Annotated in this window: 43 protein-coding genes, 2 tRNA genes and 1 pseudogene; 45 read left to right on the plus strand and 1 reads right to left on the minus strand. The window is 31.8% G+C overall.

What is annotated here, in order from left to right; genetic code table 11:
* The first annotated feature begins 409 nt into the window (after window positions 1-409).
* A complete protein-coding gene (gene fsa, locus GEMHA0001_RS06030; protein WP_003145295.1) occupies window positions 410-1063 on the plus strand; it encodes a fructose-6-phosphate aldolase in 654 nt (217 codons plus the stop codon).
* A gap of 151 nt (window positions 1064-1214) precedes the next feature.
* On the plus strand, window positions 1215-1364 hold the full coding sequence (rpmG, locus tag GEMHA0001_RS06035; RefSeq protein WP_003145675.1) for a 50S ribosomal protein L33: 150 nt from the start codon (window positions 1215-1217) through the stop codon (window positions 1362-1364).
* Between the two features lie 290 nt (window positions 1365-1654).
* On the opposite strand, the gene GEMHA0001_RS06040 is transcribed toward rpmG, so the two are convergent.
* Window positions 1655-2257 (minus strand): hypothetical protein, encoded by a 603-nt coding sequence (locus tag GEMHA0001_RS06040; RefSeq protein WP_003145540.1) that lies wholly within the window; start codon window positions 2255-2257, stop codon window positions 1655-1657.
* 371 nt (window positions 2258-2628) lie between these two features.
* Between GEMHA0001_RS06040 and GEMHA0001_RS06045 the strand changes: the two genes are divergently transcribed.
* The 43 genes and pseudogenes from GEMHA0001_RS06045 (at window position 2629) to GEMHA0001_RS06230 (ending at window position 25281) form a co-directional block, all read left to right on the plus strand.
* A tRNA-Gly gene (locus GEMHA0001_RS06045) sits at window positions 2629-2702 on the plus strand.
* Between the two features lie 20 nt (window positions 2703-2722).
* Window positions 2723-2796: transfer RNA gene (locus tag GEMHA0001_RS06050), tRNA-Asn, on the plus strand.
* Between the two features lie 179 nt (window positions 2797-2975).
* A complete protein-coding gene (gene obgE / locus GEMHA0001_RS06055) occupies window positions 2976-4280 on the plus strand; it encodes a GTPase ObgE (RefSeq protein WP_003144998.1) in 1305 nt (434 codons plus the stop codon).
* Window positions 4281-4292: 12 nt separating this feature from the next.
* The gene (locus tag GEMHA0001_RS06060) at window positions 4293-4739 is read left to right on the plus strand and encodes an ACT domain-containing protein (RefSeq protein ID WP_003144896.1); all 447 of its coding nucleotides are present in this window, start codon (window positions 4293-4295) and stop codon (window positions 4737-4739) included.
* Window positions 4740-4830: 91 nt separating this feature from the next.
* Window positions 4831-6171 carry a 23S rRNA (uracil(1939)-C(5))-methyltransferase RlmD gene (rlmD, locus tag GEMHA0001_RS06065; RefSeq protein WP_003145292.1) on the plus strand — a complete coding sequence of 447 codons (1341 nt, stop codon included), beginning with the start codon at window positions 4831-4833 and terminating at the stop codon, window positions 6169-6171.
* Window positions 6172-6309: 138 nt separating this feature from the next.
* Window positions 6310-7923 (plus strand): ATP-binding protein, encoded by a 1614-nt coding sequence (locus tag GEMHA0001_RS06070; RefSeq protein ID WP_003145192.1) that lies wholly within the window; start codon window positions 6310-6312, stop codon window positions 7921-7923.
* Window positions 7924-8416: 493 nt separating this feature from the next.
* Window positions 8417-8668, plus strand: a pseudogene (locus tag GEMHA0001_RS08815) (hypothetical protein); the annotation flags it as partial.
* Window positions 8669-8680: 12 nt separating this feature from the next.
* Window positions 8681-8911 carry a hypothetical protein gene (locus GEMHA0001_RS06075; RefSeq protein ID WP_003145308.1) on the plus strand — a complete coding sequence of 77 codons (231 nt, stop codon included), beginning with the start codon at window positions 8681-8683 and terminating at the stop codon, window positions 8909-8911.
* A gap of 4 nt (window positions 8912-8915) precedes the next feature.
* The gene (locus tag GEMHA0001_RS06080; RefSeq protein ID WP_003144985.1) at window positions 8916-9467 is read left to right on the plus strand and encodes a hypothetical protein; all 552 of its coding nucleotides are present in this window, start codon (window positions 8916-8918) and stop codon (window positions 9465-9467) included.
* 199 nt (window positions 9468-9666) lie between these two features.
* On the plus strand, window positions 9667-9798 hold the full coding sequence (locus tag GEMHA0001_RS09320) for a hypothetical protein (protein WP_003145280.1): 132 nt from the start codon (window positions 9667-9669) through the stop codon (window positions 9796-9798).
* A gap of 14 nt (window positions 9799-9812) precedes the next feature.
* Window positions 9813-10079: a hypothetical protein gene (locus GEMHA0001_RS06085; RefSeq protein ID WP_003144893.1), complete on the plus strand. Its 267-nt coding sequence runs from the start codon at window positions 9813-9815 to the stop codon at window positions 10077-10079.
* Between the two features lie 262 nt (window positions 10080-10341).
* Window positions 10342-10608 carry a hypothetical protein gene (locus tag GEMHA0001_RS06090; protein ID WP_003145478.1) on the plus strand — a complete coding sequence of 89 codons (267 nt, stop codon included), beginning with the start codon at window positions 10342-10344 and terminating at the stop codon, window positions 10606-10608.
* A gap of 209 nt (window positions 10609-10817) precedes the next feature.
* A complete protein-coding gene (gene imm48 / locus GEMHA0001_RS06095) occupies window positions 10818-11201 on the plus strand; it encodes an Imm48 family immunity protein (protein ID WP_003145182.1) in 384 nt (127 codons plus the stop codon).
* A gap of 38 nt (window positions 11202-11239) precedes the next feature.
* Entirely contained in the window at window positions 11240-11692 is a 453-nt protein-coding gene (locus tag GEMHA0001_RS06100) for an SMI1/KNR4 family protein (protein ID WP_003145324.1), read from the plus strand.
* Between the two features lie 68 nt (window positions 11693-11760).
* Complete coding sequence (locus GEMHA0001_RS09325; RefSeq protein ID WP_003144937.1) at window positions 11761-11886, plus strand: hypothetical protein; 126 nt, start codon at window positions 11761-11763, stop codon at window positions 11884-11886.
* On the plus strand, window positions 11871-12095 hold the full coding sequence (locus GEMHA0001_RS08820) for a DNA/RNA non-specific endonuclease (RefSeq protein WP_224207470.1): 225 nt from the start codon (window positions 11871-11873) through the stop codon (window positions 12093-12095). The genes GEMHA0001_RS09325 and GEMHA0001_RS08820 overlap by 16 nt, the downstream gene beginning before the upstream one ends.
* 26 nt (window positions 12096-12121) lie before the next feature.
* On the plus strand, window positions 12122-12544 hold the full coding sequence (locus tag GEMHA0001_RS06105) for a hypothetical protein (protein WP_248657386.1): 423 nt from the start codon (window positions 12122-12124) through the stop codon (window positions 12542-12544).
* A gap of 212 nt (window positions 12545-12756) precedes the next feature.
* A complete protein-coding gene (locus GEMHA0001_RS06110; RefSeq protein WP_003145597.1) occupies window positions 12757-13200 on the plus strand; it encodes an SMI1/KNR4 family protein in 444 nt (147 codons plus the stop codon).
* Between the two features lie 67 nt (window positions 13201-13267).
* Window positions 13268-13561: a hypothetical protein gene (locus tag GEMHA0001_RS09225; RefSeq protein ID WP_224207471.1), complete on the plus strand. Its 294-nt coding sequence runs from the start codon at window positions 13268-13270 to the stop codon at window positions 13559-13561.
* Between the two features lie 268 nt (window positions 13562-13829).
* The gene (locus GEMHA0001_RS06120) at window positions 13830-14207 is read left to right on the plus strand and encodes an immunity 22 family protein (RefSeq protein WP_003145336.1); all 378 of its coding nucleotides are present in this window, start codon (window positions 13830-13832) and stop codon (window positions 14205-14207) included.
* 17 nt (window positions 14208-14224) lie between these two features.
* Window positions 14225-14788 (plus strand): ankyrin repeat domain-containing protein, encoded by a 564-nt coding sequence (locus GEMHA0001_RS06125; protein WP_233445905.1) that lies wholly within the window; start codon window positions 14225-14227, stop codon window positions 14786-14788.
* Window positions 14775-15110 carry a DUF2185 domain-containing protein gene (locus tag GEMHA0001_RS06130; RefSeq protein ID WP_040464443.1) on the plus strand — a complete coding sequence of 112 codons (336 nt, stop codon included), beginning with the start codon at window positions 14775-14777 and terminating at the stop codon, window positions 15108-15110. Before GEMHA0001_RS06125 ends, GEMHA0001_RS06130 begins: the two co-directional genes overlap by 14 nt.
* A 155-nt stretch (window positions 15111-15265) precedes the next feature.
* Complete coding sequence (locus tag GEMHA0001_RS06135; RefSeq protein ID WP_233445906.1) at window positions 15266-15730, plus strand: SMI1/KNR4 family protein; 465 nt, start codon at window positions 15266-15268, stop codon at window positions 15728-15730.
* Between the two features lie 76 nt (window positions 15731-15806).
* Window positions 15807-16307: an SMI1/KNR4 family protein gene (locus tag GEMHA0001_RS06140; RefSeq protein ID WP_003144943.1), complete on the plus strand. Its 501-nt coding sequence runs from the start codon at window positions 15807-15809 to the stop codon at window positions 16305-16307.
* A 245-nt stretch (window positions 16308-16552) separates the two neighbouring features.
* Window positions 16553-16885 carry an HNH/ENDO VII family nuclease gene (locus GEMHA0001_RS09120; RefSeq protein WP_197720178.1) on the plus strand — a complete coding sequence of 111 codons (333 nt, stop codon included), beginning with the start codon at window positions 16553-16555 and terminating at the stop codon, window positions 16883-16885.
* A gap of 22 nt (window positions 16886-16907) precedes the next feature.
* Entirely contained in the window at window positions 16908-17471 is a 564-nt protein-coding gene (locus GEMHA0001_RS06150) for a suppressor of fused domain protein (RefSeq protein WP_003145445.1), read from the plus strand.
* 157 nt (window positions 17472-17628) lie between these two features.
* A complete protein-coding gene (locus GEMHA0001_RS09230) occupies window positions 17629-17856 on the plus strand; it encodes a hypothetical protein (RefSeq protein ID WP_003145248.1) in 228 nt (75 codons plus the stop codon).
* A gap of 219 nt (window positions 17857-18075) precedes the next feature.
* Entirely contained in the window at window positions 18076-18423 is a 348-nt protein-coding gene (locus GEMHA0001_RS06165; RefSeq protein ID WP_003145128.1) for an HNH endonuclease family protein, read from the plus strand.
* 74 nt (window positions 18424-18497) lie between these two features.
* Entirely contained in the window at window positions 18498-18953 is a 456-nt protein-coding gene (locus tag GEMHA0001_RS06170; protein ID WP_003145136.1) for an SMI1/KNR4 family protein, read from the plus strand.
* Between the two features lie 252 nt (window positions 18954-19205).
* Entirely contained in the window at window positions 19206-19913 is a 708-nt protein-coding gene (locus GEMHA0001_RS09235; RefSeq protein WP_003144953.1) for a hypothetical protein, read from the plus strand.
* Window positions 19910-20299, plus strand: coding sequence for a hypothetical protein (locus GEMHA0001_RS06190; protein ID WP_003145592.1), 390 nt, complete (start codon window positions 19910-19912; stop codon window positions 20297-20299). Before GEMHA0001_RS09235 ends, GEMHA0001_RS06190 begins: the two co-directional genes overlap by 4 nt.
* Before the next feature lie 86 nt (window positions 20300-20385).
* On the plus strand, window positions 20386-20520 hold the full coding sequence (locus GEMHA0001_RS09330; RefSeq protein WP_003145741.1) for a hypothetical protein: 135 nt from the start codon (window positions 20386-20388) through the stop codon (window positions 20518-20520).
* A 76-nt stretch (window positions 20521-20596) separates the two neighbouring features.
* On the plus strand, window positions 20597-20821 hold the full coding sequence (locus tag GEMHA0001_RS09240) for a hypothetical protein (RefSeq protein WP_003145528.1): 225 nt from the start codon (window positions 20597-20599) through the stop codon (window positions 20819-20821).
* Window positions 20822-20823: 2 nt separating this feature from the next.
* Complete coding sequence (locus GEMHA0001_RS06200; RefSeq protein WP_003145667.1) at window positions 20824-21195, plus strand: immunity 22 family protein; 372 nt, start codon at window positions 20824-20826, stop codon at window positions 21193-21195.
* A gap of 124 nt (window positions 21196-21319) precedes the next feature.
* A complete protein-coding gene (locus GEMHA0001_RS08975; RefSeq protein ID WP_003145396.1) occupies window positions 21320-21463 on the plus strand; it encodes a hypothetical protein in 144 nt (47 codons plus the stop codon).
* Between the two features lie 57 nt (window positions 21464-21520).
* The gene (locus GEMHA0001_RS06205) at window positions 21521-21775 is read left to right on the plus strand and encodes a hypothetical protein (RefSeq protein WP_040464446.1); all 255 of its coding nucleotides are present in this window, start codon (window positions 21521-21523) and stop codon (window positions 21773-21775) included.
* A gap of 212 nt (window positions 21776-21987) precedes the next feature.
* Entirely contained in the window at window positions 21988-22425 is a 438-nt protein-coding gene (locus GEMHA0001_RS06210; RefSeq protein ID WP_003145428.1) for a DNA/RNA non-specific endonuclease, read from the plus strand.
* Window positions 22415-22561 (plus strand): DNA/RNA non-specific endonuclease, encoded by a 147-nt coding sequence (locus GEMHA0001_RS09385; protein WP_081450728.1) that lies wholly within the window; start codon window positions 22415-22417, stop codon window positions 22559-22561. Before GEMHA0001_RS06210 ends, GEMHA0001_RS09385 begins: the two co-directional genes overlap by 11 nt.
* A gap of 5 nt (window positions 22562-22566) precedes the next feature.
* Window positions 22567-23019: a hypothetical protein gene (locus GEMHA0001_RS06215; protein WP_003145101.1), complete on the plus strand. Its 453-nt coding sequence runs from the start codon at window positions 22567-22569 to the stop codon at window positions 23017-23019.
* 43 nt (window positions 23020-23062) lie between these two features.
* Window positions 23063-23233 carry a hypothetical protein gene (locus tag GEMHA0001_RS08980; RefSeq protein ID WP_155800211.1) on the plus strand — a complete coding sequence of 57 codons (171 nt, stop codon included), beginning with the start codon at window positions 23063-23065 and terminating at the stop codon, window positions 23231-23233.
* 133 nt (window positions 23234-23366) lie between these two features.
* On the plus strand, window positions 23367-23819 hold the full coding sequence (locus tag GEMHA0001_RS06220) for a YrhA family protein (RefSeq protein WP_003145194.1): 453 nt from the start codon (window positions 23367-23369) through the stop codon (window positions 23817-23819).
* 150 nt (window positions 23820-23969) lie between these two features.
* Window positions 23970-24569, plus strand: coding sequence for a hypothetical protein (locus GEMHA0001_RS06225; protein WP_233445907.1), 600 nt, complete (start codon window positions 23970-23972; stop codon window positions 24567-24569).
* 19 nt (window positions 24570-24588) lie between these two features.
* Window positions 24589-25281, plus strand: a complete 693-nt coding sequence (locus tag GEMHA0001_RS06230; protein ID WP_003145624.1) for a hypothetical protein — start codon at window positions 24589-24591, stop codon at window positions 25279-25281.
* Window positions 25282-25379: the final 98 nt, after the last annotated feature.

Raw genomic sequence — 25379 nt, forward strand, 5'->3', positions numbered from 1 at the left:
TATAAGAATATCGAAGTTTAAAATAATTAAACAAGATACAATGTAAAAAATTCCTATAATAAATGAGAAAATATAGCTAAAGTCTTCTTTATTGTATGCATATAGAAACGATATTAGAAAACTAATAACAGGATATATGATAATCAATAGCAAAATTATCATGCCTGATCTATTCGATATAAAGTAAGAACACAGAGGGAGTATTATAAATAAAAAGAAAGAAAAAATTAAATATGGTACTTTTTCTAAAAATTTCTTCATCAATCTGCCTCCTAATTATAGTGTTATTCTATCATATATTGAACTAAAAAACAATAAACAAATATATGCAATGAAATCTATAAATTTGAAACCACTTTTTAAATATGCTATGATTATTATACTAACTAATGAGAGGGGAAAAATAATAATGAAATTTTTTATTGATACAGCCAATGTAGAAGATATTAAAAATGCTAATGAATTAGGGGTAGTTTGTGGAGTTACTACTAATCCATCTTTAATCGCTAAAGAAGGACGTGATTTCAAGGAAGTCATTAAAGAGATTGCATCAATTGTTGATGGGCCAATAAGTGGAGAAGTAAAAGCAACTACTACTGATTGGAAAGATATGTTAGAAGAAGCTAGAGAAATTGCTAAAATTCATCCTAATATGGTAGTTAAGATTCCAATGACAGAAGATGGTCTTAAAGCAGTAAATGTACTGAAAAAAGAGGGGATTAAAACTAATGTTACATTAATCTTTAGCCCAACTCAAGCTTTACTAGCGGCAAGAGCAGGAGCAACATACGTATCTCCATTTTTAGGTAGATTAGACGATATTGCTCACAATGGATTATTATTAATCGAAGAAATAGTGGAAATTTTTGCGAATAATGATATTGATACACAAATTATTGCAGCCAGTGTGAGAAATCCAATTCATGTTACAGAATGTGCTAAATTAGGATGCGATATTGCTACTGTTCCATATAATGTAATTAAACAAATGGTTAAACACCCTTTAACTGATATCGGTATTGAAAAATTCAAACAAGATTATTATAAAGTATTTGGTGAATAATCGGTAGAAAACTTTTACGTTAAAAATATTTTTCTTTAAAAAAATTTAAAAATTTTGTATTTTATACTAGAAATATTTATAAAGTAATGTTATAATATATTTTGTTGTATGAAAAAGTTGTTAAGATTAAATTTTATAGGAGGTTATATTAATGCGCGTAAATGTAACATTAGCTTGTACAGAATGTGGTGACAGAAACTACATTACTAAAAAGAACAAAAGAAATAATCCAGACCGTATTGAACTTAAAAAATACTGTCCAAGATTAAAAAAAGTGACTTTACACAGAGAAACTAAATAATAAAGTTAGAGAAGCCTTAAAGTATCAACGTTTAAGGCTTTTTATTTTTCCACTTGAATGCCGTTTGAATGCCATACTAATAAAAAAACCGCCAGTAAATTAATACTGACGGATGAGAGCATTCAGCTCTAGTTATGATTTGCGATAGATACAATTAAGTATCTATGTTAGTAATTATATTGTATTGTAAATAGGAATGAAAGTCAAATTTTATTTTTGCCTATAGTAGTAATGTGTATATATATATCCTTAGCAAAAATTTTGTATATCAAACCTTTATTTTTATCTTATTATTTAGTTACAGGAACTTCAAAAGTAGCTTTTTGCATTTTTTTAGCATTATGATCGAATTGCTCGAAATAAACTTTAATTTTATCACTTTCCGTACTTAAACCGTAGCCCACGGTAGATTCTGAAATTGCACCAACAGGAGTAGGTTCTGGATATTTTGAAGATCTAACTGGATAAATTTCAGAAACTTTTTTTGCACTATCAACAACTGTTCTAGGTATTAAAAATAGGTCTTGGTATTCATCTTTATATCCTAAATTTTCATAAGTATATTTTATGATAACTACTTGTGCTACTTGTGCCTTGCTATATTTATTTCTGTCTGGAGTAGTTTTAACCTCAGTTATTTTCAGTTTCCATTGACCATCTACAATCCATTCTTCATTAAGCCCGTATACTTTGTCTGTAGAGTTTTGATTTTCTGTAGTTGTAGTTTTATCTGCTGTTTTAGTTTTATTTTCTGTTGTAGTTTTATCTGCTGTTTTAGCTTTATTTTCCGCTGCAGATCTACTTTGTCTAACTAATTCACCTTTTATTAAAGAGCAGCCACTTAGAACTACTGAAGCGGATAGTAGACTTGTAAATAGTAATTTAGTTTTCATGTTTTTCTTCTCCTAATCTATAAATGAGTAATTTTAACCAAATAAGTTACATCTATATAAAAATTATATATTATAAGATATTGCTAGTCAATATGCAGTGATTACGTTTTCTCTTGATTTGTAAAATTAGAATAAATTTTATAGATTTTTGTAAAATACCTTTACAAATTAAAGGAAAACTATTATACTATATATTATCCAATGAAAATAGTGTTATTTTTCTACAGATATTTCTTGATTTTCAAAAGAATTCTTTAGTAAAGCTAACAAAATTACAAATTTCAAAAAAAATAAAAAAAAATTAAAAAAGTTGTTGACAAACAATAATATCTATTATATAATTAATACATAAGTTAATAACAAATATTTATGCGGGTGTAGTTTAGTGGTAAAACCTCAGTCTTCCAAACTGATGTTGTGAGTTCGATTCTCATCACCCGCTCCATTTTTTTATTTAGAGATTTTTCCACAGTAGCTCAGTTGGTAGTAGCATCTGACTGTTAATCAGAGGGTCGCAGGTTCGAGTCCTGCCTGTGGAGTAAAGTACGGCTGTGTATGCAGCCGTATATTTTTTTGTTTAAAATCTCGCTAAATATTATTATCGTAGGAAAAATTATGTTATAATAGTTCATGGTATATGAACTTTTATCGAGTTGAATTTTATATAGTTTAAAAGTTGAAGATTAAGAAAATAAAGAGAATTTTATAGGAGAATTTTATGTTTTTAGATGAGGTAAAAATATTCGTCCGATCAGGTGATGGTGGGAATGGATTAGTAGCATTTAGAAGAGAGAAATATGTTCCAAAAGGTGGACCAGCTGGAGGAGACGGTGGACGTGGAGCCAATGTAGTATTTATAGTTGATGAAGGTCTAAGAACTTTCATGGATTACCGTTATCAGAAGAAGTTCGTAGCACCTAATGGTGAGAACGGAATGAGTAAAGGTATGCACGGTAGAAAATCTAAAGATTTATACTTAAAAGTACCGCCAGGAACAGTAATTCGTGATACTGATACTGGAGAAGTATTAGCAGACTTAGTAGAACATGAGCAAGAAGTAGTAGTAGCTCGTGGAGGACGTGGAGGACGCGGAAACTGTCGTTTCGCAACACCTTCGAACCCAGCACCAGAAATTGCTGAGAATGGTGAACCAGGAGAAGAAAGAAATCTTACATTAGAATTAAAACTTATGGCTGATGTAGGACTTGTTGGATTCCCTTCTGTTGGTAAATCAACATTATTATCGATAACATCAAAAGCAAAACCAAAAATTGCTGATTATCACTTTACAACATTAGCGCCAAATCTTGGAGTAGTAGAAACAAAAGACCACAGAAGTTTTGTTATGGCTGATCTTCCAGGATTAATAGAAGGAGCTAGCCAAGGTGTAGGTCTTGGACACCAGTTCTTACGTCATATTGAAAGAACAAAAGTTATTGTTCACGTAGTAGATATGTCAGCAACTGATGGTCGTGATCCATATGAAGACTATAAAATTATTAATCAAGAGTTAGCTGAGTACAATATGAGACTTTTAGAAAGACCTCAAGTAGTAGTAGCTAATAAGATGGATATTCCAGTAGCTAGTGACAATCTTAAAGAGTTTAAAAAACACTTAGAAAACGATGGTGAAGAAGTAGATATCGTTGAAATTTCTGCATTTACACGTAGTAATATCGACAACTTACTTTATAAAATAAGTGATATACTTGATAATACAGATCCAAATATGTTATATGAACTTGATACTGAAGAAGAAAGTATGGAAAATAGAGTTCTTTATAAACATAAACCTAAGGATGAAACATTCAAGATTACTCGTGATGATACAGGAGCTTATGTAGTAAGTGGACCAGGTATCGAACGTGCATTCTTAATGACTGATTTCAACCGTGATGCTTCTGTTAGACGTTTTGCTCAACAAATGCGTTCTATGGGCGTAGATGATGCTTTACGTGATAGAGGATGTAAAAACGGTGATACGGTTAAAATTCTTAAAGGTGAGTTTGAATTCGTAGAGTAGGAGATAACCACTGTGGATAAAGAAAAAGTTTATTATATAATTAGAGAAGATGTATTGCCAGAAGCTGTAAAGAAGACATTAGCGATGAAAAAAGCTTTAGAAGAAGATTCTAAATTATCAATTTTAGAAGCTTCTAAAAGGTTTGATTTAAGTAGAAGTGCATTTTATAAATATAAAGATACAATTTTTCCGATTCAAGATGTGAAAAGACAATCAATTCTATCATTGTCTATCGATGTTGATGATATTCCTGGAATATTAGGTAAAATTTTATCGGTTGTTAATGAAGAAAAGTGTAGTGTACTTACTATTCACCAAACGGTGCCGATTAATGCAAAAGCTACGATAATTATTTCTTTAGAGCTAAGTTCAGGTGATATAAATATTGAAAAATTAAATAAACGAATTAAAGATCTTGAGTTTGTTAATTCAATTAAAGTAATTGGTTTAAGCATGTAAAGATAGTTTAATAAATATTAAATGTAGGAGAACAGAGTAGGGAAGTCAGTTTCCTATAGCTGTTCTCCTTTTTATTTTAGAAAGGTGAATTATGCAAAAAAATGATGTATTCGAAGGGAAAGTTATAGATTATACCCACGATGGTCTTGGTGTAGTAAAAATTGACAATTTTCCGATTTTTATTGAAGATGTTATAGAAGGTGAAGTAATCGAGTTTAAGATAATTAAACTAAAGAAAAATCTTGGTTACGGAAAAGTTCTTAATATTATTGAAAGTTCTAAAAATAGAGTAGATGGAATTCCGAAGACTTCAGGAGCAAATTTAGTTCATATGAACTACGAAGAGCAATTAAAATTTAAGAAGAAAAAAGTTCAAAATGTTATGGATAAAGCTCTTGGAAAAGATTATATCGAAGTATTAGATACGCTAGGAATGGAAGACGGATACCATTATCGTAATAAATCTGTGATTCCAGTACAAAAAGTTAATGGCGAAGTTAAGATGGGGTATTATAAACCACGAAGCCATGATGTTGTTAATATAGAGAAGTGTTTTATTCAATATGATGAACATAATGTATTGATGAATAAATTACGTAGTCTAATCTCAGAGCTTAACTTATCTGTTTATGATGAAAACAGCCACTCAGGTGCTATTAGACATATTATGTTCAGAACAAATACCCTGAAAAGTGAAATCATGGTAGGTATTGTAGCAAAGGAGAAGTTTAATAAACTAGATGAATTTGTTGAGAAAATATCTAAATTAGATGATAGAATTGTTAGCATTATGTTAAATATTAACGATAAGAAGACAAATGTAATCTTTGGTGATAAAACTGAAAATCTATTTGGTAAGGATTACATAACTGACACGTTAGACGGAATAGACTTTAAGATTTCACTTCGTTCATTCTATCAAGTGAATCCAGTTCAAACAGAGGTATTATATAGTAAAGCGTTGGAACTTGCAGAATTAAAAGAAACTGATACGATAATCGATGCATATTGTGGTATTGGAACAATCAGTCTATTCGCAGCGAAGAAAGTTAAGAAAGTATATGGTATTGAAATCGTAGAAGCGGCTGTTTTAGATGCTTGCGAAAATGCGAAAAATAATAATATAACTAATGTAGAGTTTTTACTAGGTAAGAGTGAAGATGTAATTAAAAAATTAATCTCACAAGATGTAAAATTAGATGCGGTTATTGTAGATCCACCACGTAAAGGATGTGAGGAAAGTTTCCTACGTGATCTTGCAGCTATGGATATAGAAAAAATAGTCTATGTTAGTTGTAATCCAGCAACATTAGCTAGAGATATGGAAATTATGAGAGGTCTAGGTTATAAACTAGGTTCAGTGCAACCTGTAGATATGTTCCCAGGGACGTATCACGTTGAAACAGTCGTGTTGCTTTCCAAACTAGACTAAAAAAGACATATTCGCGTTGAGTTTACAATTGACGAGGTGTATTTAACCAGTTTGGAGGCTAAGGCTTCTTATAAACAAATTTAGAACTATGTTTTTGAAAAGTTTGGATTTGAGGTGTCTACACTATATATTGTACAAGTGAAGAGAAAATATGATTTAGAAGTTAGAGAACACTATAATATATCAAAAAATGGAAATCAGAAGATTCCACAGTGTCCAATTGAAAAAGAAGAAGCTATTTTAGATATGTTGAAGCATCTTAAGATTTGTAGTATTATATTAAATATATGTAAAGTTGAGGAGAAAATAATGAATACTAATATATTAAATAAATTATCATTTTACTGTTCTGAAAATGAGAATCAATTTTTTGATAGAAAAAGTGCTAGAATTAAACCTTTAGACATTTTAAAGCATCTAGTTGCATTTTCCAATGCAGAGGGTGGACAATTAGTTATAGGGATTGAAGATGATGGGACGATTACGGGATTTAATTATAAAGGTGCTCATCAGATTGATGAGTATAGAAATATATTTCTAACTGAACTAAAAGAAACGCCAATAAATCCCAAATTTAATATTTTAGATGTAAAAAATAATACAGGTATTGATGATAAGATATTGGTCATATCAGTAGATATTTCTACAGATAGAGTTATAAAATCTTATAACGGAAAAGTTTTTCTTCGACAAAATGATAAATCTATAGAATTAAATTTTGAGCAGATTCTTCAATTGCAGTATGATAGAGGACAAAGATATTTTGAGGATGAAGTGGTTCAATTATCAAGCATAGAAGATATAGATGATGGACTTATTGATGATTATAAGAAAATCTTGAATATAGAAGGGCTTTCTGATGAAGAAGTGTTGAAAGCTAGAAATTTAATGATTAATGGAAAACTGACTAATGCGGGGCTTTTGTTATTTGGGAATAACCCTTCTAAATTTTTACCACAGGCCAGACTAAGAGTTATTAAATATAGTGGAATGTATCAAAAGGTTGGTACAGAAATAAATATCATTAAGGAAAAAACATTTGATAAGGCGATACCAAACGTTATTAGAGAAGTAAGAGAATTTATTAATACACAACTAAGAGATTTTCAGTATTTAGATAAAGATGGAAAATTTAAAATAATGCCAGAGTATCCAGAATTTGCATGGTTTGAGGGAATAGTCAATGCTTTGACTCACCGGAATTATGCTATCCGTGGGGAGCATATTAAGGTATTAATATTTGATGATAGGCTAGAGATACATAGTCCCGGGTTACTACCTAATATTGTAACTGTGGAAAATATTCTAAACCAAAGATACTCAAGGAATCCAAGAATTGCAAGAATTTTATGTGAATTTGGCTGGGTAAAAGAAATGAATGAAGGCGTTAAGAGAATATATTCTGAAATGGAAAAGTTGTTTCTAAAGGAACCTAAATATGCAGAACCTAATAGTAGTGTTTTATTAGTTTTAGAAAATAATGTTTTAAATAGAAGTATTAGAACAATAGATAGAATTAAAGATAACATTTCTGAAGAGGAATTTAATAAACTAAGTCAAGATGAACAAACTATTATATATTTTATGTATAATAGTGGGCAAAAAATAACTACAAAAAAGGCAACAGAACTTATTGAAAAAGGTTCAACATTTTGTAGGAAGCTACTTAAAAATCTTGCTGATAAAGAATTATTAGAGTGGCATGGTACATCGCAAAACGATCGTACACAATACTATACTCTAAAATTCTAATTTAAGAAGAACGCAAAAAAGTTGAGAAGAACATAGAAGAGTTGAGAAGAACATAGAAGAGTTGAGAAGAACACAGAAGAGTTGAGAAGAACACAGAAGAGTTGAGAAGAACACAGAAGAGTTGAGAAGAACACAGAAGAGTTGAGAAGAACACAGAAGAGTTGAGAAGAACACAGAAGAGTTGAGAAGAACACAGAAGAGTTGAGAAGAATACAGAAGAGTTGAGAAGAACACAGAAGAGTTGAGAAGAACACAGAAGAGTTGAGAAAATAGATTTGGATAACGATGAGTATGTAGAGTGCGTTGTTTTGATGTCAAAAGTTGCACTGAGAATGTATAAACTAATAATTTATCTATATCATAGATGAAAGATAATTGAAAAAATCAGAGAGTTTATATTTAGGTTGTATATTAAATCCGGGGCATGGTTAATTTAAACAACAACTGCTAAGAACTGTACGCTGTCAATCCAAATTAAGCACGTGCAACTCCAAAAGAACATCATGATTTCATTGTAAATCGTCTAGTTGATAATACACAACAATTGGAAGAACTAGCTATCTTTGAAAGAATTCAAATTTATCAACGAGATAGAAGTTGTGTATATGATTCAGGAGGGAATACAACTTCAGCAGCAACCGTTCTTCATGATTTACTATTTGGAGAATGGAACACGGTTGAAAAAGATATGTTGAAGATAGGGCAGGAATGTTTGAGAGAGTTAAGTATGAGAACCCCAAAATAGGAGAGAGTTTTTATGTATTTAAAAATCTTATCAATAAAGAATTATAGAAAATATGGTGAAGAAGCACAGAATATTAACTTCGCTCATAGCAAATGGCCAGAAATGTCAGGTGATGAAGATGAAGGGAATAAGTTAAATATAACGGAAGAGTATATATCAAAAAGTTCATCATTAATTGTAGGAAAAAATATAGGCGATACTTTTACAGGAATGATGAGTGGTTTGGGAAGTGTATTGAGGTGAGATGATGAAAGATAATTATGAAATTATTCCTGTAGGAATCTATCAAAAGCAATCTGTTTTTTATGATAAAAGCAGTCAAAAATTACTGCTCAGGATAGATAAAAAAGAAAGCAGCTATAGTCAATCTTTCTTAGTGATAATTATACTGTTTATGTTGCCAATAGTTAGATGGTTAAATCAATATCTATTTATAAATATTTTATTATTTAATATTTTGATACTGATATTTGGGACAATTGCAGTTTTTTCTGTTTCGCGAATCTATGTTAAAGAGCTGTATAGAGGGATAGAATTATCTGATTTATATCTGTCGAGAGAATCATATGGTATATTTCTTCATCAAGAAAAAAGAAATTCTAAGATTGCGATGATAACTATTATATCTTTATTTCTAATAGTTACAATTTCTGCTATTCTATATTTACTGACATCAATCTTTTTATTCTTATTTGTTTCCGTCGGTTTACTTTTTCCTTTTTGTTTATTCTTAAATACAAAAACGAAAGAACGATATATTATTTTAAATCAATTGATAAAGGAGTTAGAGAATGAGTAAGTACTTGACTGTTGGAAGTGTTGTTCTAGTGAGTAAAAGATATGTATGATTATAAAAAATAATTCCCTTTGGCTACTATAAAAAGAATCCAGTTTATTACGATTTGAATGAAGGAAGTCTTAAAGTATCTTAGCCAAAAGAAATTCCTTACAAAATAAATGGTTGGATTCCCAGTGCAGTATTAGTAGCTCTTCCTATCATGCAGAAGATTTCTTCATCAGCGACTGTACTGAAAGGTGGTGCTGACCAAATATTATTATCGCAAGACTGGCCATTAGAATGGATTTCGGATTTTAGAATAGTTCCTAATTGGTGGATTATCAATAATTGAAGGAGAAAAGAGATATGACAAGTAGTTTAAAACGAATTGCTGAAAAAATTGTTTTTATTATTGAAGAAGAGCACCCTAAACAAAAAAGTGTTACAGGCTCAATTCAAAGTATTTATCAATTAGCAAATGAAATTGTAGAAAGTGGAGAAGTAGCAAAAAACATAAATCTTAAAAGTCTAGTTAGAATGTTTGCAGATGAGACAACGCATTATCAAAGTGAAATTATTTACTTACTTCAAGATTTAGATAAGGAATTGAAAAAGAATGAATATAAAAGATAGTTTATAATATTTTTCATCGAATCGAACAGAAGAGAATAGGTCAAAACTTCTTTCAGATATGGAGAAATGGACGCTGTTCGTCGCTATAAGATGGGTAGATAAGTAGACGTTCCGCATTCTCCATATTTAGGATGAAACAGAAAATTTTTATCTGCAGTAAGTAGTAAGGTGTGTATTTAAGCTGACCAAATATTATTACCACAGGGATGGTCGCAGGATTGGGTTGTGAATGTAAGGACTGTCCCTAATTAAGGAGTAGATTATGAGTATGAAATCAATAGAGATAGCTAATAAAATTTTAGAAATAATGGATGAACAGTATCCTTCAGAAATACAGGAAAAAGGAGTAATTAACACTCTTTATACCATTATTAGATCAATAAAGGAAACAGAAACTATCCCATCGAATGTTCATCTTAAGAATCATGCACGTATGTTGATAGATGCAACTGCTAATTATAATTTAGAAATTATCTATCTACTTCAAGATTTAGATAAGGAATTAAAAAAGAATGAACGTCAAAGATAGTTTACAACGTTTTTCATCAAATAGAACAGAAAAAAATAGGGAACAGCTTCTTTCAAATTTGGAGAAAAGTTCACTTTTTGTTTCAGTAAGATGGATTGATGAGCAGATGTTCCGCATTCTCCATATTCAGGATGGAACAGAAAATTTTTATCTGCAGTAAGTAGAAAGGTGTGTATTTAAAATGGAAATAATTTCAGAAGGAGAAATAAATGGAAAAGCAATATGTAAGCGAGTCATTAAGAATAGCAAATGATATTATCCAATTGGTTAAAATTGATTTAAAGGACGAAATGAATAGGCAAATTTTAGCTTCCTATATATTTGGTGTTTTAAATGCTAAAGCAATTCAAGAGTCCATTTCTCCAATCGATGTTCAAGTTACAATGATTCGGGTTGGAATAAAAGCATTGGGCTATAGTCCAGAGGCAGCTACTCAAATGACGCAATTTGTTATCGATGCCACAGATAAGAATTTCCACTCGACTGTATATGCAATAATACATAGAGGAATAGAGGCGTTTTATCTCTATAGTAATGAGAAGTACGAGCAACTAAAAGAGGATTTTGATAATATAATGGCATCCATAAAATAAGGTGGATTTGCTTTAAAAAGAAAATAATGGAGGAAAGAATGTATTATTTTAAATCGTTAGAGAGACCTATCTCAAATTCAGAACTATCAGAGATAGAAAAAAAAATAAATGTAATACTTCCAGAAGACTATAAGGAATTTCTATTAAAAGTTAATGTGGGTATTCCTAAAGAGCAGTACTTATCGTTTTTTATGGATGATTTAAATGAAGAAGTGATTTTGGGGACAATGTTAGGTATTTCAGAGAATAAAAACTTTAGTCTAACGGATTGGAACTCAGAATATCAAATGGAACTTCCATACGATTCATTTGTCTTTGGAACGGAATATGGAGGAGGGTTATTTGTTATGATTGTGAGTGGAGAAGATAGAGGAATTTATTTTTGGGACCACACATTTATATTTGACCAGTCTTCGGTAGATTCAAATGTATACTTTTTAGCAGATAATTTTACTAATTTTATAGAAAAGTTATATATTTCTGAACCATAGAAATATAAAAGAGAAATCCTATTTATGAGTGATAAATTCTTTGAATCAGCCAATGTGAGATTAAAGTAATGGTTCAATACGATAAGAATAATATTTTTACAAGTATTATTACTAACCGTACGAGAGAAATATTCGAAGTAGATGATACTTTGATTCAACTTGGTCAACAATTAGGAATGTGTCCGCAGGTTTAGATAATTTATTATCACAAGCGAAAGACGTAAATCTCAAAACCTATCGTCGTCTTGAACGAGACTGGTCAGAATCAATTAAAGTGAATAAGAAAGTTGAAGTTCACGTCAAAATTGAGTACGTAGGGAATTCTGCACGACCGAAGACATTTAGAGTAAATTATATAATTGATGGCCAAACTTTTACACGTCAAAAAATATTAATTGAGTGAAGTAGATGATATTTGAAGATTTATTAATGGAAATTCAATCTGATTTGGTATCTTTGGGATTAGAATATTCGAATAGTCAAATTGATGAAATTTATTTGTATGGTTATATAGAAGAAGGTAGTTATTTTTTCAATTTATTTTTTAAGAAAAATGGGAAGATAATTAGACTCAATCAGATTAATGATTTTTTGAGTGAAAATGAAAAAATAGACGATTCACGTGATAGACAGATACAACTTCTAGAATTAGGAATTGATGATTTGGAAAAATTCGAGATTTTGTTTGAGAATAATAAAAAAGAAGTACCTACCGAAATCAAAATTATTTATAATAAGAGCAGCAATAGTCTCAAATCTAAATATAGTTATTCACCTATTTCAGATGATACTTCAGAATTAGAATTATTCAATAACTGGTATGATACGGTGAAAGTAGAAAATAATATTTGAAGATAAGATAATGGATTTACAAGTAGTCAAGCGCTTTGAACTTAGTTTCTACTCCATTATCATATAGTTATGAGAATCAGGAAGCTCAGATTCATTACAATCAACTAGATCAACTATTTTCCATCACTGATTTACAGGGTTTCATGGGGATTATGGACAGTGTCTACAGTCCTAGCGAAGAGCAATAATATCATTAAAGAAAGGAAAATAAGATGATTTTAGAAGGTTTTAAAAAAATAAATGAGGAGCAAATTACTCGAGTTGAAAATACTTTAAATATCTCATTCCCTTTAGATTATAAGGATTTTATTCTATCGAATAATGGGATGTGCGCAGAAGGTGAGCTTGGTATAGCAATTCCTTTGAATCAAGAAGTAATAGCCATAGATATTCTATATGGAATTGATACAGAAACCGAGAATTGTAACATTCTTGAATGGACTCAAGAATACAAAGAAGATTTACCAGAAAACACTCTTATTATTGGAGATGATGTACTGATGGGGTTCTTTATTTTGGTTTGTAAAGGAGAAGATAAAGGGGTGTACTATTATGATCATGCTTATAACTTAGAGGGTTCGGATGATGATGGAAATACTTATTTTATAGCTAACTCTTTTGAGGAGTTTATAAATCAATTGACTGTGATTGAATAATTGAAGTAATTTTTACAATCATATTTTTTTGAGTTTTCTAAGACAATCACGGATTTTCAGAATCTTGTTGGCGAAAACTCTGTGTGAGGTAATGCACTTCTCTAGTAAACATGCGGATGATGTAGTACGAGGAGTAGGTGGTTCTGGGAAAGTAGAGCGCTTCTATGATGATATAAAAAATATAACAGCTAAGGATATTCCAACAGTTAAAAGTGGAGATTTTGAAAAAATTTTTAATTTTCTAACGGTAGAAGAGTTAAACTTTATTTGGAAGAAAAAGGAACTACGTAAGAAAATTGAACGTCAATTAAGATATCTTGGTGGAATGCATGAGTGGCATTTAGTTTCAAGGACTCCGTAATTCAAGTATTGGGATATAACTGCCGAAAAAATTAGAGAGTTACGTACTGCAATTTTAGATGAAAAGTTTATTAATCTTGAAGGAGGCCATGGTGGTTTAGGTTCTACAAAATCACATAATGAATTGCTGGAAATTATTGATTCGTTGAAAGATTATGATATGTTTGTGAGAAGATTAAATATCTGGGATAATTATAGTCTTGAGGGATGATTTTAGGTATTACCTAAGTGGCTAAGAACCCCATAGCCAATAGAAAGGATTTAATAAAATGAAAACAGACAATACGGTATCTATTTGGATAGGTAATTTCAAAAATTTAACTGAATTAGAAAATTATATTGATCTAACTTATGATGATGAGGGAGAGATCGTTGTTTCTGATTTTTTCAATGATTTTAAGATAGACATTAATGATATAGATGAAGATTTAATTGAAAAAGCAGTTTTGCCAAATGAAACAAACGATATATCTATTATTTTGCGCACTGCTTCCTATGAGGAACAGTTGTTGTGTAAATTGAACGCATTAGAGAGTCTGACTATAAATAAAGGCAATACAGTTGTACTAATCTATAACTATGCTTATGATGGCTCTGTAAAATCCTCAGATTATTTAAATTTCATTACAAGTGTAGATTATAGATAAAACAATAATTTAAAAGTATGAGTAAGGAGATGGATGACATGGAATCAAAAGCAATATTTGAAGCTGCACAGGTAGGCGATTTTAAATTACTGAAAGATTTATATATCGGTAGTATAAATCAGGTAAATAAGGAACAATTGAATCTTTTATCGGTTGTCCTCACTAATAGTGATAAAATTGAAGACCGAATTAAGATAATTAACTTCTTGCTTGATAGAGGTATAGATATAAACTATCAGGATAGAGATGGTAGAACAGCACTACATAATTTTTTTCAATTTAAAGCAAATTGGAGACCGAATGTAGATTACGCAGTAAATGTAATAGCTAAGTTAATTGAAGCGGGTATAAATATTAATGCAGTTGATAAATATGGATCAGTAGCATTAATTTATTCTTTAACTGTTTTAAAATTAACAACGCAAGATGCATATCCTATTTATGAATTATTGCTAAAACATAATGTAGATTATACTCTAAAAAATGATGCGGGTAAATCTGCGTTAGACTACGCTAAAGAGTTATCTTGGAGAAATGATTTTTTAAATATTTTGGAGAAGTATGAAAATGAAAGTAAATGATAATTATGGAGGATTTGTTCTATCAAGGAATGTAAAAAATGGATTACCTATTGCGTATACTTACAGAGAAGAATCTCGACTGTTACAATTAAATGGATGGACTATTTATTCTAGTTCCGATGATGAGGAATACGTAAATAATCCCCAAAATTTTGAAATTGTATCAGCAAAAACCATGTTTTCTATTGTACCTGTGATGGAAGAAATTTTTGAAGCGAAGTATGGGACGAATTTAGCGTGGCTATACGAGGAGGGGGTTCATGTTGGTTTCTATGATTTAAATGAGGAAAAAGAGGTAAAAATATCTGAAATTTTAGATTAGTTATATATAGTAGTATTATCATGATTGATTTTTTATGAGGTGTATGTAATTCTTGTATAGTGCTGCTAATATATATTGAATGTGGTATTCATTCTAAATATAAAAAGAAAGGAAAAAATTAGAAGGTGGAAGATATTAGAACGGTAATCCTCCCTTTGCCTAGTATTGAATTAGTTAAGGAAAAAGAGGAAGAATGGTGCATTGATTTACCGAGTTCCTTTAAGGAATTTATAATCAGATATAATGGGATAATTCCTAAAAAGAATCTTTTTAAAATCAGTGATGATAAAGAGTATGTTATAGAAAGATTTCTTTGCATTTTAGATGATTTTGAAGAGAATTCCCTAGGAATGTACGATATTGATGTTATATGGAGTCCAATACTAGAAATTTTAAGTGTGGATCTAGATTCTGTTGGTGTAGAACTATTACCAGTAGCAACACTGTTCGGTGGTGATTTTATATGTTTAGATTATAGAGAAGGGCCCCAGAATCCTAAGGTATGTTATTGGAAGCGCGAGGATTCATATGAATGGCATCCTAGTGTAGAGTTTGTTTCAGAAACATTTGAAGACTTTTTAGGAATGCTATATTCTGAAGATGATATTGCAAATAGCTAGTATTTGGTTACGGAATCATGCTTTAGGTCATTGGGCCGACGCTATAAGATAAATAGAAAGGATTTAATGTTTAATAATGGAATATAAAAATACGATAATAACACCATTACCTGACGAACAGTTACTGAATGAAGAAGAAAAGATATGGAGGGTTTCACTCCCAGCATCTGCTAAGGAATTTTTTTTACAATATAGTGGGTTGATTCCTAAGAAGAATATCTTTAGCGGAAAGTTACCTCAAGATCAGGAACGTATAATAGAACGTTTTTTATGTATTTTACATGATACTCAAAATCATACTTTGGGTATGTATGATATAGATGTAATTCTAACGCAATTAGCTGAACGCTTACTGTATTCTGAAGATATTTTAGGAGTAGAATTACTACCTGTAGCGGCTTTATTTGGCGGAGACTTTGTTTGCTTAGATTATAGTCAGAGAAGGGAGAATCCTAGTGTGTGCATATGGCATCATGAATCTTCTTATGAACTTAATCCATCTACAACTTTTATCACGGACACATTTGAAGACTTTTTAGGAATGCTATATTCTAAAGATGATATTGCAAATAGCTAGTATTTGGTTACGGAATCATGCTTTTGAGTATATGTTAAGAGTAATGCACAAAATATAATGCAGGAGTCCTATTTATGGGTGATAAATTCCTTGAGTTATTTATTGAAAAAACTTTTTATAATGAGCTATTTAATAAATTGAAATCTTACATCTACCTTCATAGAGATGAAATAAAAGTTAGATTCTACACTTTATCTTTGATATCCTATAAAGCGTTAGATGATTTTACCGTCAAGGAGTGAAAGATACACTCCTGTTTAGAGAAAAAACTTTACAAGCGTCCATCAGGTTATAGGAAGAATGCAAAGGAAACTGTCTGGGATAAAGCTAAGGATGAACAAGGTGTTGTCAAAGATCCTATTACTAAAAAGGTAATGGATATTGAGGAGCCTTGGGATATGGGGTATAAGCCGGGACATAAATTTAGAAAACACCAACAAAGTGCGGCTGATAGAAAAATAACTCGTAAACAATTTTTAGATGAATATAATAATCCCAATAGCTATAGACCAGAGCTACCAGAATCTAATAGAAGTCATATTGGTGAAGATAAGATGGATTTTTATTTTGGTCCATGATTTTGAAGAAAGGGGACTTACTATGGAATATGATAAAAAAGAGACAGCTAGAAAGCTTTTAGATGATGTTGGCGGTACTCCAAGAGTATATGTATTTAAAGATGAATCTGGAAAAGAAATTGACATATTTTGTGGTGCTGATTCTCCAATTGAACACGTATCTTCTTACTCCACTGTTGGGTTATCAGACTACACTTTGAACAAAAAGATAGATGATAAATCTTTAAGAGCAGAAATTATTGGTTCAACAGATAGTAGGAATGATTTGTTTCCAAATATAATAAGTGACTGTGCTTTTAAAGTTATGGATGGATCATCTCCTTGTATACCAGGGACTGTATTTCTAAATGCAATAGATAATTATTATCTAGATTTTAATATGAAGCACATGTTATTGACTATCCCATTTTTATGGGAGTTGCACGATTTGGAATTTGATCATGAATATGTAACTTGGTTGTTTGCAGTTCCGATTTCTGAGTCGGAGTACCATTTTTTTGTTGAGAATGGGTATCAAAAATTAGAAATGTTATTTGAAAAAAAACAAATAGATATTTATGATTTAAATCGTAGTCCTGTGGTTTAGATGATATTTTAAAAAAAGGAGATAAGTTGCACTTAGATGGTCGGCATAAAGATCATTTTGAGGTATTCAATAAAAGAGGCAAAGTAAAGGATGTTCTTAATCCTGATGGAACTTCTAATAGTAAAAAATTTAATTTAGCTTCTGGGAGGAGATTAAAATGATTAGTTCAGAATTAAAAGATGTAATGAAACGATTGACTATTCTTAATGAGAATAATAAAGGTGTGCTACTTAGAGAAGAAAGCATCAGAGATATAGACAATACTATAAATATCTTTCTAGAAAAATATGAAGATCGTTTTTATGAAGGATTAAGATTGTTTAACAAGATAGACATTACTACAATTTCCTCTTCAGAGAATTCAGATTACACTATTGCTTTCTAAATTTATTAACTGGAATTAGGGGGATAATCGATTGTTTTGATGACTTTGATGATATTTTAGTTGAATTGAATAAGAACTTCATGTATCAAAGTGGTGAAATCACAAAAGAAGAATGGAAAAGTTCAGGGGAAGTAGTCTTGGATGACGAAGAAAATGAATTTGGAGATTGAAGAATAGATATTGATTCCTCGCTTTTTATGTTCACTAGGAGGAAGGCTAATGGGATTTTATGTAGATATTGCGGAGCTTCAGAAAACCCAAGAGGCCTATATGAAGATGGTCGTAACTGCTCAGAGTCAGTTGGATACCGCACTACAAAAATGGATGGATAAAGGAGGGAAAGTTGAAATACTTGAAGATGGAACATGGGCATATACAAATTCTGAGGGTATCACAATAAAATATATTGAAGGATTTTCTGATTTTAAAAATGGTATTCCACCACAAGTAAAAAAAGAATTTGTAATAGAAAGTGGATTTGAGGAGAGATTAAAAGATTTTTGCAAGGTAGGAGATGCAGGTGTAGGTAATACTTGGCATCATCATCAAGATGGGAAAACGATATAAGCAGTTGATAGTGCTGTACACAGACAATTTTCCCATTGAGGCGATATATCAATTATGAAAGGTAATAAATAAAAATGACAATAAAGCTAGATAAATTTGGATTTGCTAATAACGGGGAAATTTTAATGTTAGAAAATGAATTTGAAGTGGTTCTTCCGGAGGATTATAAGAGTTTTTTGTTGCAGGAAAACGGTGGTAGAAATACAGCTTATAGATATAAAAATTTAGTAAGAATTCCTCAAGTTAGTGAAGAAATTAATATTGATGTAATGTTTGGTGTTTCAACGAATGTAAAAAATGGAGATATTAAACAGTGGACAAGTGAATATCAAGATGATTTGTTTCCGAACTCAATCATTATTGGGGACACTATTCAGCATGGCTTCATAGTGTTCTGGCTGAGCAAGGATGATAATGCTGGAATTTATTTTTATGATGATACCTATGAATTTGCATCGTCTACTGATAATATGAATACTTATTTTTTGGCAAATTCATTTAGTGAGTTTTTAAATATGGTAGAAAATTAGTGAACAATTATCTGTGTGATAGCTTTTTGTAGTATACTTTTAGGTTAGAAAATGCCCGAGTGAATAAAGCGTGACTTGCAAGGAACAGCAGATAACCTGTCTAGCCTTGCGGAGTTAGGAGTAGGAACTTACACTGCTCTGACGGATCCAGGAGCGGCTCAGCGTGGCCAGGATCCCAATGCTAGCTATGCGGATAAGGCGGCTTATCGTGCTCAAGAGACAGGAAAATCCCTCTGAGATAAAGTTACCCATATGGATGCCTATGATGCAGGAGGCTTGACCTTTGAAGTTGCGAGTCTTTTTGTTGGTCCAGCAGTTGTAGGGGAGATGGCTAAGGGTACGAAACTCGGAGCTAAGGCAGCTGAGATGATTCAGATAGCCAAGAACAGTACTAAGGCAAGAATTCTCACAAATGTCGAAAAATGGGGTTCAAAGGTTGACAATATCCTGTCTAAGATTAATAATGTCATTAGGAAATTTGGGGAGAAATTATTAGATATCCGAATCCCAGTCGGCATTCGTAAAGAGGCAGTTGCCTTTGCGAGAGGTATTGGAACCATGCCTACCTTCAGCGTTGAGAGTAAGACTCTGCCTGATGTGATGCACTTCTCAAGTGAACACGCAGACGATGTAGTACAAGGAGTAGGTGGTTCTGGTAGGACGGAGCGAGTCACACAAGCTGTCAATAATATGTCGAAGTTTTTTGAAACAGAATTTAGACAAAAGATTGTGGGAAGCCTTAGAAAGACTAAGAAGAAGTATGACGGGCAGAGTGTTTATGAAGTGATGAAGAAGGTTGATAGAAATTTGTGCAAAGGAGATTACCTTTATTTGGATGGTTTACATATGGACCATTTTGAAGTTTTTGATAAACGTGGTAATTTGAAATCTGTACTTAATCTTGATGGTACTTTAAACACAGATAAGTTATTAAAAGCTAAAGGAAGGAAATTATATTGAAGGAAGAAATCTATAAACTTTATGAGGTGTGTAAACGATTCAATTCGAGGCTAGGATACTCGTTAGAAGAAAATAAGAAATTAAAAGATTTTAAAGAATTGATAGATGATAATCTATCTGATGACTTTCAAGAGCTTATGTCAGGTATTTCAGCATTTAAGGAAGAAATAATTGATCAAAGTATAGCTGATGAGCAATACAGTCAATTCTATTGCGAGTTATTGTCTTCGATGGCTAACTTTTCTTCTTACTTTGCAGATTTGCATGAAATAATTTTTGATCTAAACAAAAGACGCAGATTTAAAATGGGAGAAATTACCAAAGAGGAGTTAGTCAGTTCAGATGAAATAATTTTAGACGATGAGGATGATGAAACTGGAAATTAAAGAATAGATATTTATTGTTTTTCTAAACGTATTAAAGATTTTGTCCAGCGGAGGATGTGGCGTGAGGAGTAAGTGGTTCTGGTAGGATGGAGCGAGTCTATGATGATATTATTCCAACAGTTAAAAATGGTAAATTTAATGGGTGGTTTGATAATTTAGCTCCAGAAGAACTAGAGAAATTATGGGAAATCCCAAAATTACGTAAAAAAAATCGAAGATAGAATAAGAAGACCAGGTGGCTACCATGAATGGAATCTTGTTTCTCGGACTCCTCAATTTAAAAAATGGGGAGTTTCCATGGGTGATATCAAAGAAATGAGAAGTTTAATTGAAGATATGCAGTTCATAAATCCTCGTGGAGTACATGGAGGACGGGGCTTTACAAAAGCTCATAATGAGATATTAAAAATTATTGATTTGTCATATGATTATGAGGAATTTGCACACAGATTAAATGAATGGGCAAGTCGAAGAATGAAAAATGGAATTTTAGATTTACCAGAAGGATTGAGGAGGTATTAAAAATGAAACAAAAAGTATCGTTATGGCTTGGTAATTTTGCCAGTCAAGAAGAATTTCAAGAATACTTCAAAATTTCAAATAAAGAGGATGGGGATAGCGTTTCTTCAGAATTTGAGACAGACTTTCATTTGTCGTACTACGATAGAGATTTAGTTGAAAAAGATTGGGTTGATGTTTCTGAAAATAATATTGATGTTTTGCTTGAAGGATTCTCATACGATGAAGAGATTATTATGCAGTTTCCTAAAATATCATCAACCTATAATACAATTGTTTTGATTTATGATTTTGATTATTCTAAAGAAGAATTAAAAGTAAGTAACAATGGTTCTGGGACATTAGAGTTTATTGGTATCGCAGAATACGATTACTAAGCGTAGCATATAAGGAATTCTGGCACATTATCGCCCCATCTAAGCCTGGCTGAAGGAACGCTCGAATGAGATTGTCTCCTGGAGGGGTAATGTCGTTGAGGGCACACGGAATCTGCCTATTCCTGTGCTAAGAGAAACACTTTTACTAGGTGAAGGTGTGATAGGGAGTATTGGAAGTGGTATTTCTACGATAGCTATCGGTGCGGTCGATTTAGGCCAATTGGCTGGTATCAGTGCTATAGCTGATTTTAATGTGCTTACTGGTTAGAAGACCTCCGAATGGATCAAGCAATATCTGAAAGGGACCGCAGATAAGCTGTTGGTGATGGGAAAAGTTACGGCAGGTTACGTTTTAGATCAGACTGGCTTGGGACATGCTTTTCAAGATGTTGAGCCAGTCCGCGAACTCCATACTACTTACCAACAGGTTCGGGATCAAATTGTTCATCAACTCAAGACAGACCTCGCCAGTGGCGATTTCTTCAAGTATGGCGAATACATTGGAGAAATCGGCTCCATGTTTATAGGTATCGGTGAAGTCAAGGGGCAGTCAAAGGCACGACGTATGGTACTAAACTAGCAGAAAGTATTAAACTGGCCAGTTTAGCTACAAAAGGTAAGATTGCCCTCCAGGTAGAGAAATGGGCACCGAAGATTGAGAAATATCTGACTAAAGGTGACCAACATCTCAAAAACCTTGTTAATAAAATCTTAGACACCAAGCTCCCCCGGCCAGTCTTCCAAGGAACAGTAGAAGTAGCAGTCTATGGACGCTTCCCAGCAGGTTTCACGTTGAAGGAAGGAACGCTAAGAGATATTTACAATCTCTATAAAAAATATACAGATGATGTGGTGAGAGTTTCTGATGATGCTGGAAAAGTAGCGGACAAGGTCGGTGATATACTTCGAGATGGTTCTCACTTTGATGATGCAGGGAAATTAAAGCCCAATGTTCGATGTCAGGCTGGAGAGCATAATTATTCATATCAGACAGACGAGTTGGGGCGTATTAGTGAAGCGTACGAAGATAACTTGCAATTAAAGCTACATGATGGTAGACTAAGACATAAAGAAAATACACCGGATAAATTACATGATAATCATGCGGGTCATATATTTGGAGATTTATTTGGTGCATCTCCTGAATCAGATAATTTATTATCACAAGCGAAAGATGTTAACTTGGAAGAGTATCGTCGTCTTGAGAGAGAATGGATGAATGCACTATAAGAATAATAAAAAAGTTAGCGTAAATGTAAAAATTAAGTATGATGGAAACTCATTAAGGCCATCAAAATTTCAAGTTCGATATAAAATTGATAGAAAAACAAGAATAGAGATTATTAGAAATATTAATAAGAGGTAGTTATTATGAATAGGGTATTCGAAGATCAATTGATGGATATTCAATCTGATATGATTTCTTTATCACTCGAGTATATAGAAAATAAAGCAGAGACAGTTTTTATATATGTGGTTTTAGAGGATGGTTTAGTTTCTTTTGATGTTTTTTATAAAATTGGTGGATTCATTTCTGAGAAAAGTGATGTAAATAAGTATTTGTCAGAAAAAATTAATGATTCAGATGATATCCAATTCTCGCTATTAGAATATGGAATAGAGGATGCAGAAAAGATAGAAGTACTCTTTGAAGAGAACTCTAAAGAGGTACCTACTGAAATAAGATTGGTATATGATGTGAAAAATAATAGTCTTAAAAGCAATTACAGATACGATGCAATGTATGAAAAAAATGAAGATTTATCAGTATCAGATGTTTTTGAAGCTTGGATACAGGAAGAAAAATCGAAATTAATCACATAAAAGCTAGTGTTTACGAGCCGTATGTAAACACGGAGGAAGGCTAATGGGATTTTATGTAGTAGATATTGCGGAGTTTCAGAAAGCCCAAGAGGCCTATATGAAGATGGTCGCAACTGCTCAGAGTCAGTTGGATACCGCTAAAAATGGGATGAATGCCATTATCACCAGTAATTCCATGCATGGAGAAGTTGAGAAAACGATTACGAAAGAATGATCCTTATCATAAAGTGGTAACTAATTATCAAGGGATATTGTTAAAGGTATGAAAGTTGGAGACTCTAAATTAGTTGATTGGCGATTCTTTACAGCTAATATTTATCCAAATTAGAATAGAGGAGATATAAAAAATGTGGATGAATTTTATTTCAAAAATTTCAGAAATTGAAGAAAAGTACGGAGATTCTGTTAATAGTGGGGTTCCAAATACTGTTTTTTCAGCTCTCATGAAGAAACATAACGTTTGGCCGAATGATGAAGTAATGGAAGATTATAAAAGATTTCTTTCTCAAGTAAATGGAATTGATTTTAATGGTTTCATTTTGTATGGTATTTCTCAAAAAACAAACCCAGATATTATAGATGAAGATGTCTATGATATATTTGAAATGAATATTATTTGGCATGAGGAATCTAGTAACAACAGCTATTTCTTTTTAGGTGAGAGTGGTATGAGTTGGTATGTCTATGATACTTTTCATAGAGTATATAAGGAGTTAGATTTACCTTCAGGAGATCTAGTCAACAAGTATAGTAATCTAGACGACTTATTGGAATCTATTTTAAAAACAGCATTGAACTAGCATTAGTAGTTAACTCTAGAAAAATGGGGTTCAAAGTTTGACAATGTCTTAGCAAAGCGCAATAATGTCATTAGGCAATTTGGAGAGAAATTATTAGATACCCTAATCCCAGTCGGCATTCGTAAAGAGGCAGTTGCCTTTGCGAGAGGTATGGGAACCATGCCTAGCTTCAACGTTGAGAGCAAGACACTACGTGATGTGATGCACTTCTCAAGCAAACATGCGGATGATGCAGTACGAGGAGTAGGTGGTTCTAGTAGGACTACAAGTAAGCTTAGAGATAGTGTCTTAGAAGGAGCAAAATCTGAAGGCAAAGCTAGATATGGTGAACGGAAAATTTCTGATGAAGAATACGCAAAATTGAGGAAAATGACACTATCCAGAAATATTAGAAATAATGTGAATAAAGATATCCAGTTACCGATGCCCGATCCAGCTATTCCTGGTAAGATTATAGAAATTGGAGAAAGATTAGAAGCCGACCATATTGTTTCAATGGATAGGATTACAAAAATGGAAGGCTTCGAAAAAATGACGCTAAAACAAAAACTTGATGTTCTAAATTATGAAGAGAATTTTATCGGATTGAGAAAAACAGCAAACACATCTAAAGGTTCGAATAGTTATAGCGAGTGGACTAGATATGTAAAAGAAAATATACCTATTTCTGCAGATTTTAAAAGTGCTATGATAGCCAAGAAAAGAGAATTGGAAGTTGTTTTGCAAAATTTAATTGATTCTTTTAATTAAATAATAGAGGTTAGTAATTATGGATAATTTATCAAATATTTTGGGCCAGTACACACTATCAAATTCTGAAGTGGAGATTATAGAGGAAACCTCTAAAATCTTAACGGCAGATATTCCGCAATTTTGGAAAAAAATCTTTCTTTCTGATGACTTTAAAGAAAGAAAAAGCATACTTCTTACAGAATGGAAGAAATTTGTATCAGCAGAATTGTCTAATACAATTTCCTATCTAGATGAATACTTGCTTCGACTTGACTTGATTTTCTACAATGGTGAATACTCTATACTATATACAATTTCATCCTATGATAATAAAGATGTACTTCTGTATGAAGGTAAGAAACCAGTCTCAGTCGATGAATTAAGGAAAAAATTCGGAGATTTATTTGTGTTATTGGACAGCTCAATAGTAAACTTTTACACAAATATTCATAATGGTTTTTATGATTATAGAAGTAAAAGTATGGGATTGGATTCCGTCAAAAATATAGAGCCAGTATCCTTGTATGAATGGGAATATATCAAGCAAATAGATTTTAATCTTGAAGCATTATTTACATTTTTTAGTAATGGTATGGGAGACTATATCGTATTGGATATAGATTCTAAATTAGAAAACGGAGCTTATTTATGGTCTAAAATGGATTTGCCTGAAAGAGGTTTAAATTTTTGGAATTATATTGATGAGTGGACAGTAATTGGTTTTGAGTAAGTTTTTATAGATGCTAAGAGTATTAGAAAGTTTAATGGGGGAGTCCTATTTATGAGTGATAAATTCCTTGAGTTATTTATTGAAAAAACTTTTTATAA

The organism is Gemella haemolysans ATCC 10379, assembly GCF_000173915.1.
Classification (GTDB): Bacteria; Bacillota; Bacilli; order Staphylococcales; family Gemellaceae; genus Gemella; species Gemella haemolysans.

What these genes read in the sequence shown, in the direction of transcription:
- fsa (WP_003145295.1), top strand. Translation starts at nt 410, where the DNA reads ATGAAATTTTTTATTGATACAGCCAATGTAGAAGATATTAAAAATGCT.
- rpmG (WP_003145675.1), top strand. Translation starts at nt 1,215, where the DNA reads ATGCGCGTAAATGTAACATTAGCTTGTACAGAATGTGGTGACAGAAAC.
- GEMHA0001_RS06040 (WP_003145540.1), bottom strand. Translation starts at nt 2,257, where the DNA reads ATGAAAACTAAATTACTATTTACAAGTCTACTATCCGCTTCAGTAGTT.
- obgE (WP_003144998.1), top strand. Translation starts at nt 2,976, where the DNA reads ATGTTTTTAGATGAGGTAAAAATATTCGTCCGATCAGGTGATGGTGGG.
- rlmD (WP_003145292.1), top strand. Translation starts at nt 4,831, where the DNA reads ATGCAAAAAAATGATGTATTCGAAGGGAAAGTTATAGATTATACCCAC.
- GEMHA0001_RS06075 (WP_003145308.1), top strand. Translation starts at nt 8,681, where the DNA reads ATGTATTTAAAAATCTTATCAATAAAGAATTATAGAAAATATGGTGAA.
- GEMHA0001_RS06080 (WP_003144985.1), top strand. Translation starts at nt 8,916, where the DNA reads ATGAAAGATAATTATGAAATTATTCCTGTAGGAATCTATCAAAAGCAA.
- GEMHA0001_RS09320 (WP_003145280.1), top strand. Translation starts at nt 9,667, where the DNA reads ATGCAGAAGATTTCTTCATCAGCGACTGTACTGAAAGGTGGTGCTGAC.
- GEMHA0001_RS06085 (WP_003144893.1), top strand. Translation starts at nt 9,813, where the DNA reads ATGACAAGTAGTTTAAAACGAATTGCTGAAAAAATTGTTTTTATTATT.
- GEMHA0001_RS06090 (WP_003145478.1), top strand. Translation starts at nt 10,342, where the DNA reads ATGAGTATGAAATCAATAGAGATAGCTAATAAAATTTTAGAAATAATG.
- imm48 (WP_003145182.1), top strand. Translation starts at nt 10,818, where the DNA reads ATGGAAAAGCAATATGTAAGCGAGTCATTAAGAATAGCAAATGATATT.
- GEMHA0001_RS06100 (WP_003145324.1), top strand. Translation starts at nt 11,240, where the DNA reads ATGTATTATTTTAAATCGTTAGAGAGACCTATCTCAAATTCAGAACTA.
- GEMHA0001_RS09325 (WP_003144937.1), top strand. Translation starts at nt 11,761, where the DNA reads ATGGTTCAATACGATAAGAATAATATTTTTACAAGTATTATTACTAAC.
- GEMHA0001_RS06105 (WP_248657386.1), top strand. Translation starts at nt 12,122, where the DNA reads ATGGAAATTCAATCTGATTTGGTATCTTTGGGATTAGAATATTCGAAT.
- GEMHA0001_RS06110 (WP_003145597.1), top strand. Translation starts at nt 12,757, where the DNA reads ATGATTTTAGAAGGTTTTAAAAAAATAAATGAGGAGCAAATTACTCGA.
- GEMHA0001_RS06120 (WP_003145336.1), top strand. Translation starts at nt 13,830, where the DNA reads ATGAAAACAGACAATACGGTATCTATTTGGATAGGTAATTTCAAAAAT.
- GEMHA0001_RS06125 (WP_233445905.1), top strand. Translation starts at nt 14,225, where the DNA reads ATGAGTAAGGAGATGGATGACATGGAATCAAAAGCAATATTTGAAGCT.
- GEMHA0001_RS06130 (WP_040464443.1), top strand. Translation starts at nt 14,775, where the DNA reads ATGAAAGTAAATGATAATTATGGAGGATTTGTTCTATCAAGGAATGTA.
- GEMHA0001_RS06140 (WP_003144943.1), top strand. Translation starts at nt 15,807, where the DNA reads ATGGAATATAAAAATACGATAATAACACCATTACCTGACGAACAGTTA.
- GEMHA0001_RS06150 (WP_003145445.1), top strand. Translation starts at nt 16,908, where the DNA reads ATGGAATATGATAAAAAAGAGACAGCTAGAAAGCTTTTAGATGATGTT.
- GEMHA0001_RS09230 (WP_003145248.1), top strand. Translation starts at nt 17,629, where the DNA reads ATGATTAGTTCAGAATTAAAAGATGTAATGAAACGATTGACTATTCTT.
- GEMHA0001_RS06165 (WP_003145128.1), top strand. Translation starts at nt 18,076, where the DNA reads ATGGGATTTTATGTAGATATTGCGGAGCTTCAGAAAACCCAAGAGGCC.
- GEMHA0001_RS06170 (WP_003145136.1), top strand. Translation starts at nt 18,498, where the DNA reads ATGACAATAAAGCTAGATAAATTTGGATTTGCTAATAACGGGGAAATT.
- GEMHA0001_RS09235 (WP_003144953.1), top strand. Translation starts at nt 19,206, where the DNA reads ATGGATGCCTATGATGCAGGAGGCTTGACCTTTGAAGTTGCGAGTCTT.
- GEMHA0001_RS09330 (WP_003145741.1), top strand. Translation starts at nt 20,386, where the DNA reads ATGGAGCGAGTCTATGATGATATTATTCCAACAGTTAAAAATGGTAAA.
- GEMHA0001_RS09240 (WP_003145528.1), top strand. Translation starts at nt 20,597, where the DNA reads ATGGGTGATATCAAAGAAATGAGAAGTTTAATTGAAGATATGCAGTTC.
- GEMHA0001_RS06200 (WP_003145667.1), top strand. Translation starts at nt 20,824, where the DNA reads ATGAAACAAAAAGTATCGTTATGGCTTGGTAATTTTGCCAGTCAAGAA.
- GEMHA0001_RS06205 (WP_040464446.1), top strand. Translation starts at nt 21,521, where the DNA reads ATGGGAAAAGTTACGGCAGGTTACGTTTTAGATCAGACTGGCTTGGGA.
- GEMHA0001_RS09385 (WP_081450728.1), top strand. Translation starts at nt 22,415, where the DNA reads ATGCACTATAAGAATAATAAAAAAGTTAGCGTAAATGTAAAAATTAAG.
- GEMHA0001_RS06215 (WP_003145101.1), top strand. Translation starts at nt 22,567, where the DNA reads ATGAATAGGGTATTCGAAGATCAATTGATGGATATTCAATCTGATATG.
- GEMHA0001_RS08980 (WP_155800211.1), top strand. Translation starts at nt 23,063, where the DNA reads ATGGGATTTTATGTAGTAGATATTGCGGAGTTTCAGAAAGCCCAAGAG.
- GEMHA0001_RS06220 (WP_003145194.1), top strand. Translation starts at nt 23,367, where the DNA reads ATGTGGATGAATTTTATTTCAAAAATTTCAGAAATTGAAGAAAAGTAC.
- GEMHA0001_RS06225 (WP_233445907.1), top strand. Translation starts at nt 23,970, where the DNA reads ATGGGAACCATGCCTAGCTTCAACGTTGAGAGCAAGACACTACGTGAT.
- GEMHA0001_RS06230 (WP_003145624.1), top strand. Translation starts at nt 24,589, where the DNA reads ATGGATAATTTATCAAATATTTTGGGCCAGTACACACTATCAAATTCT.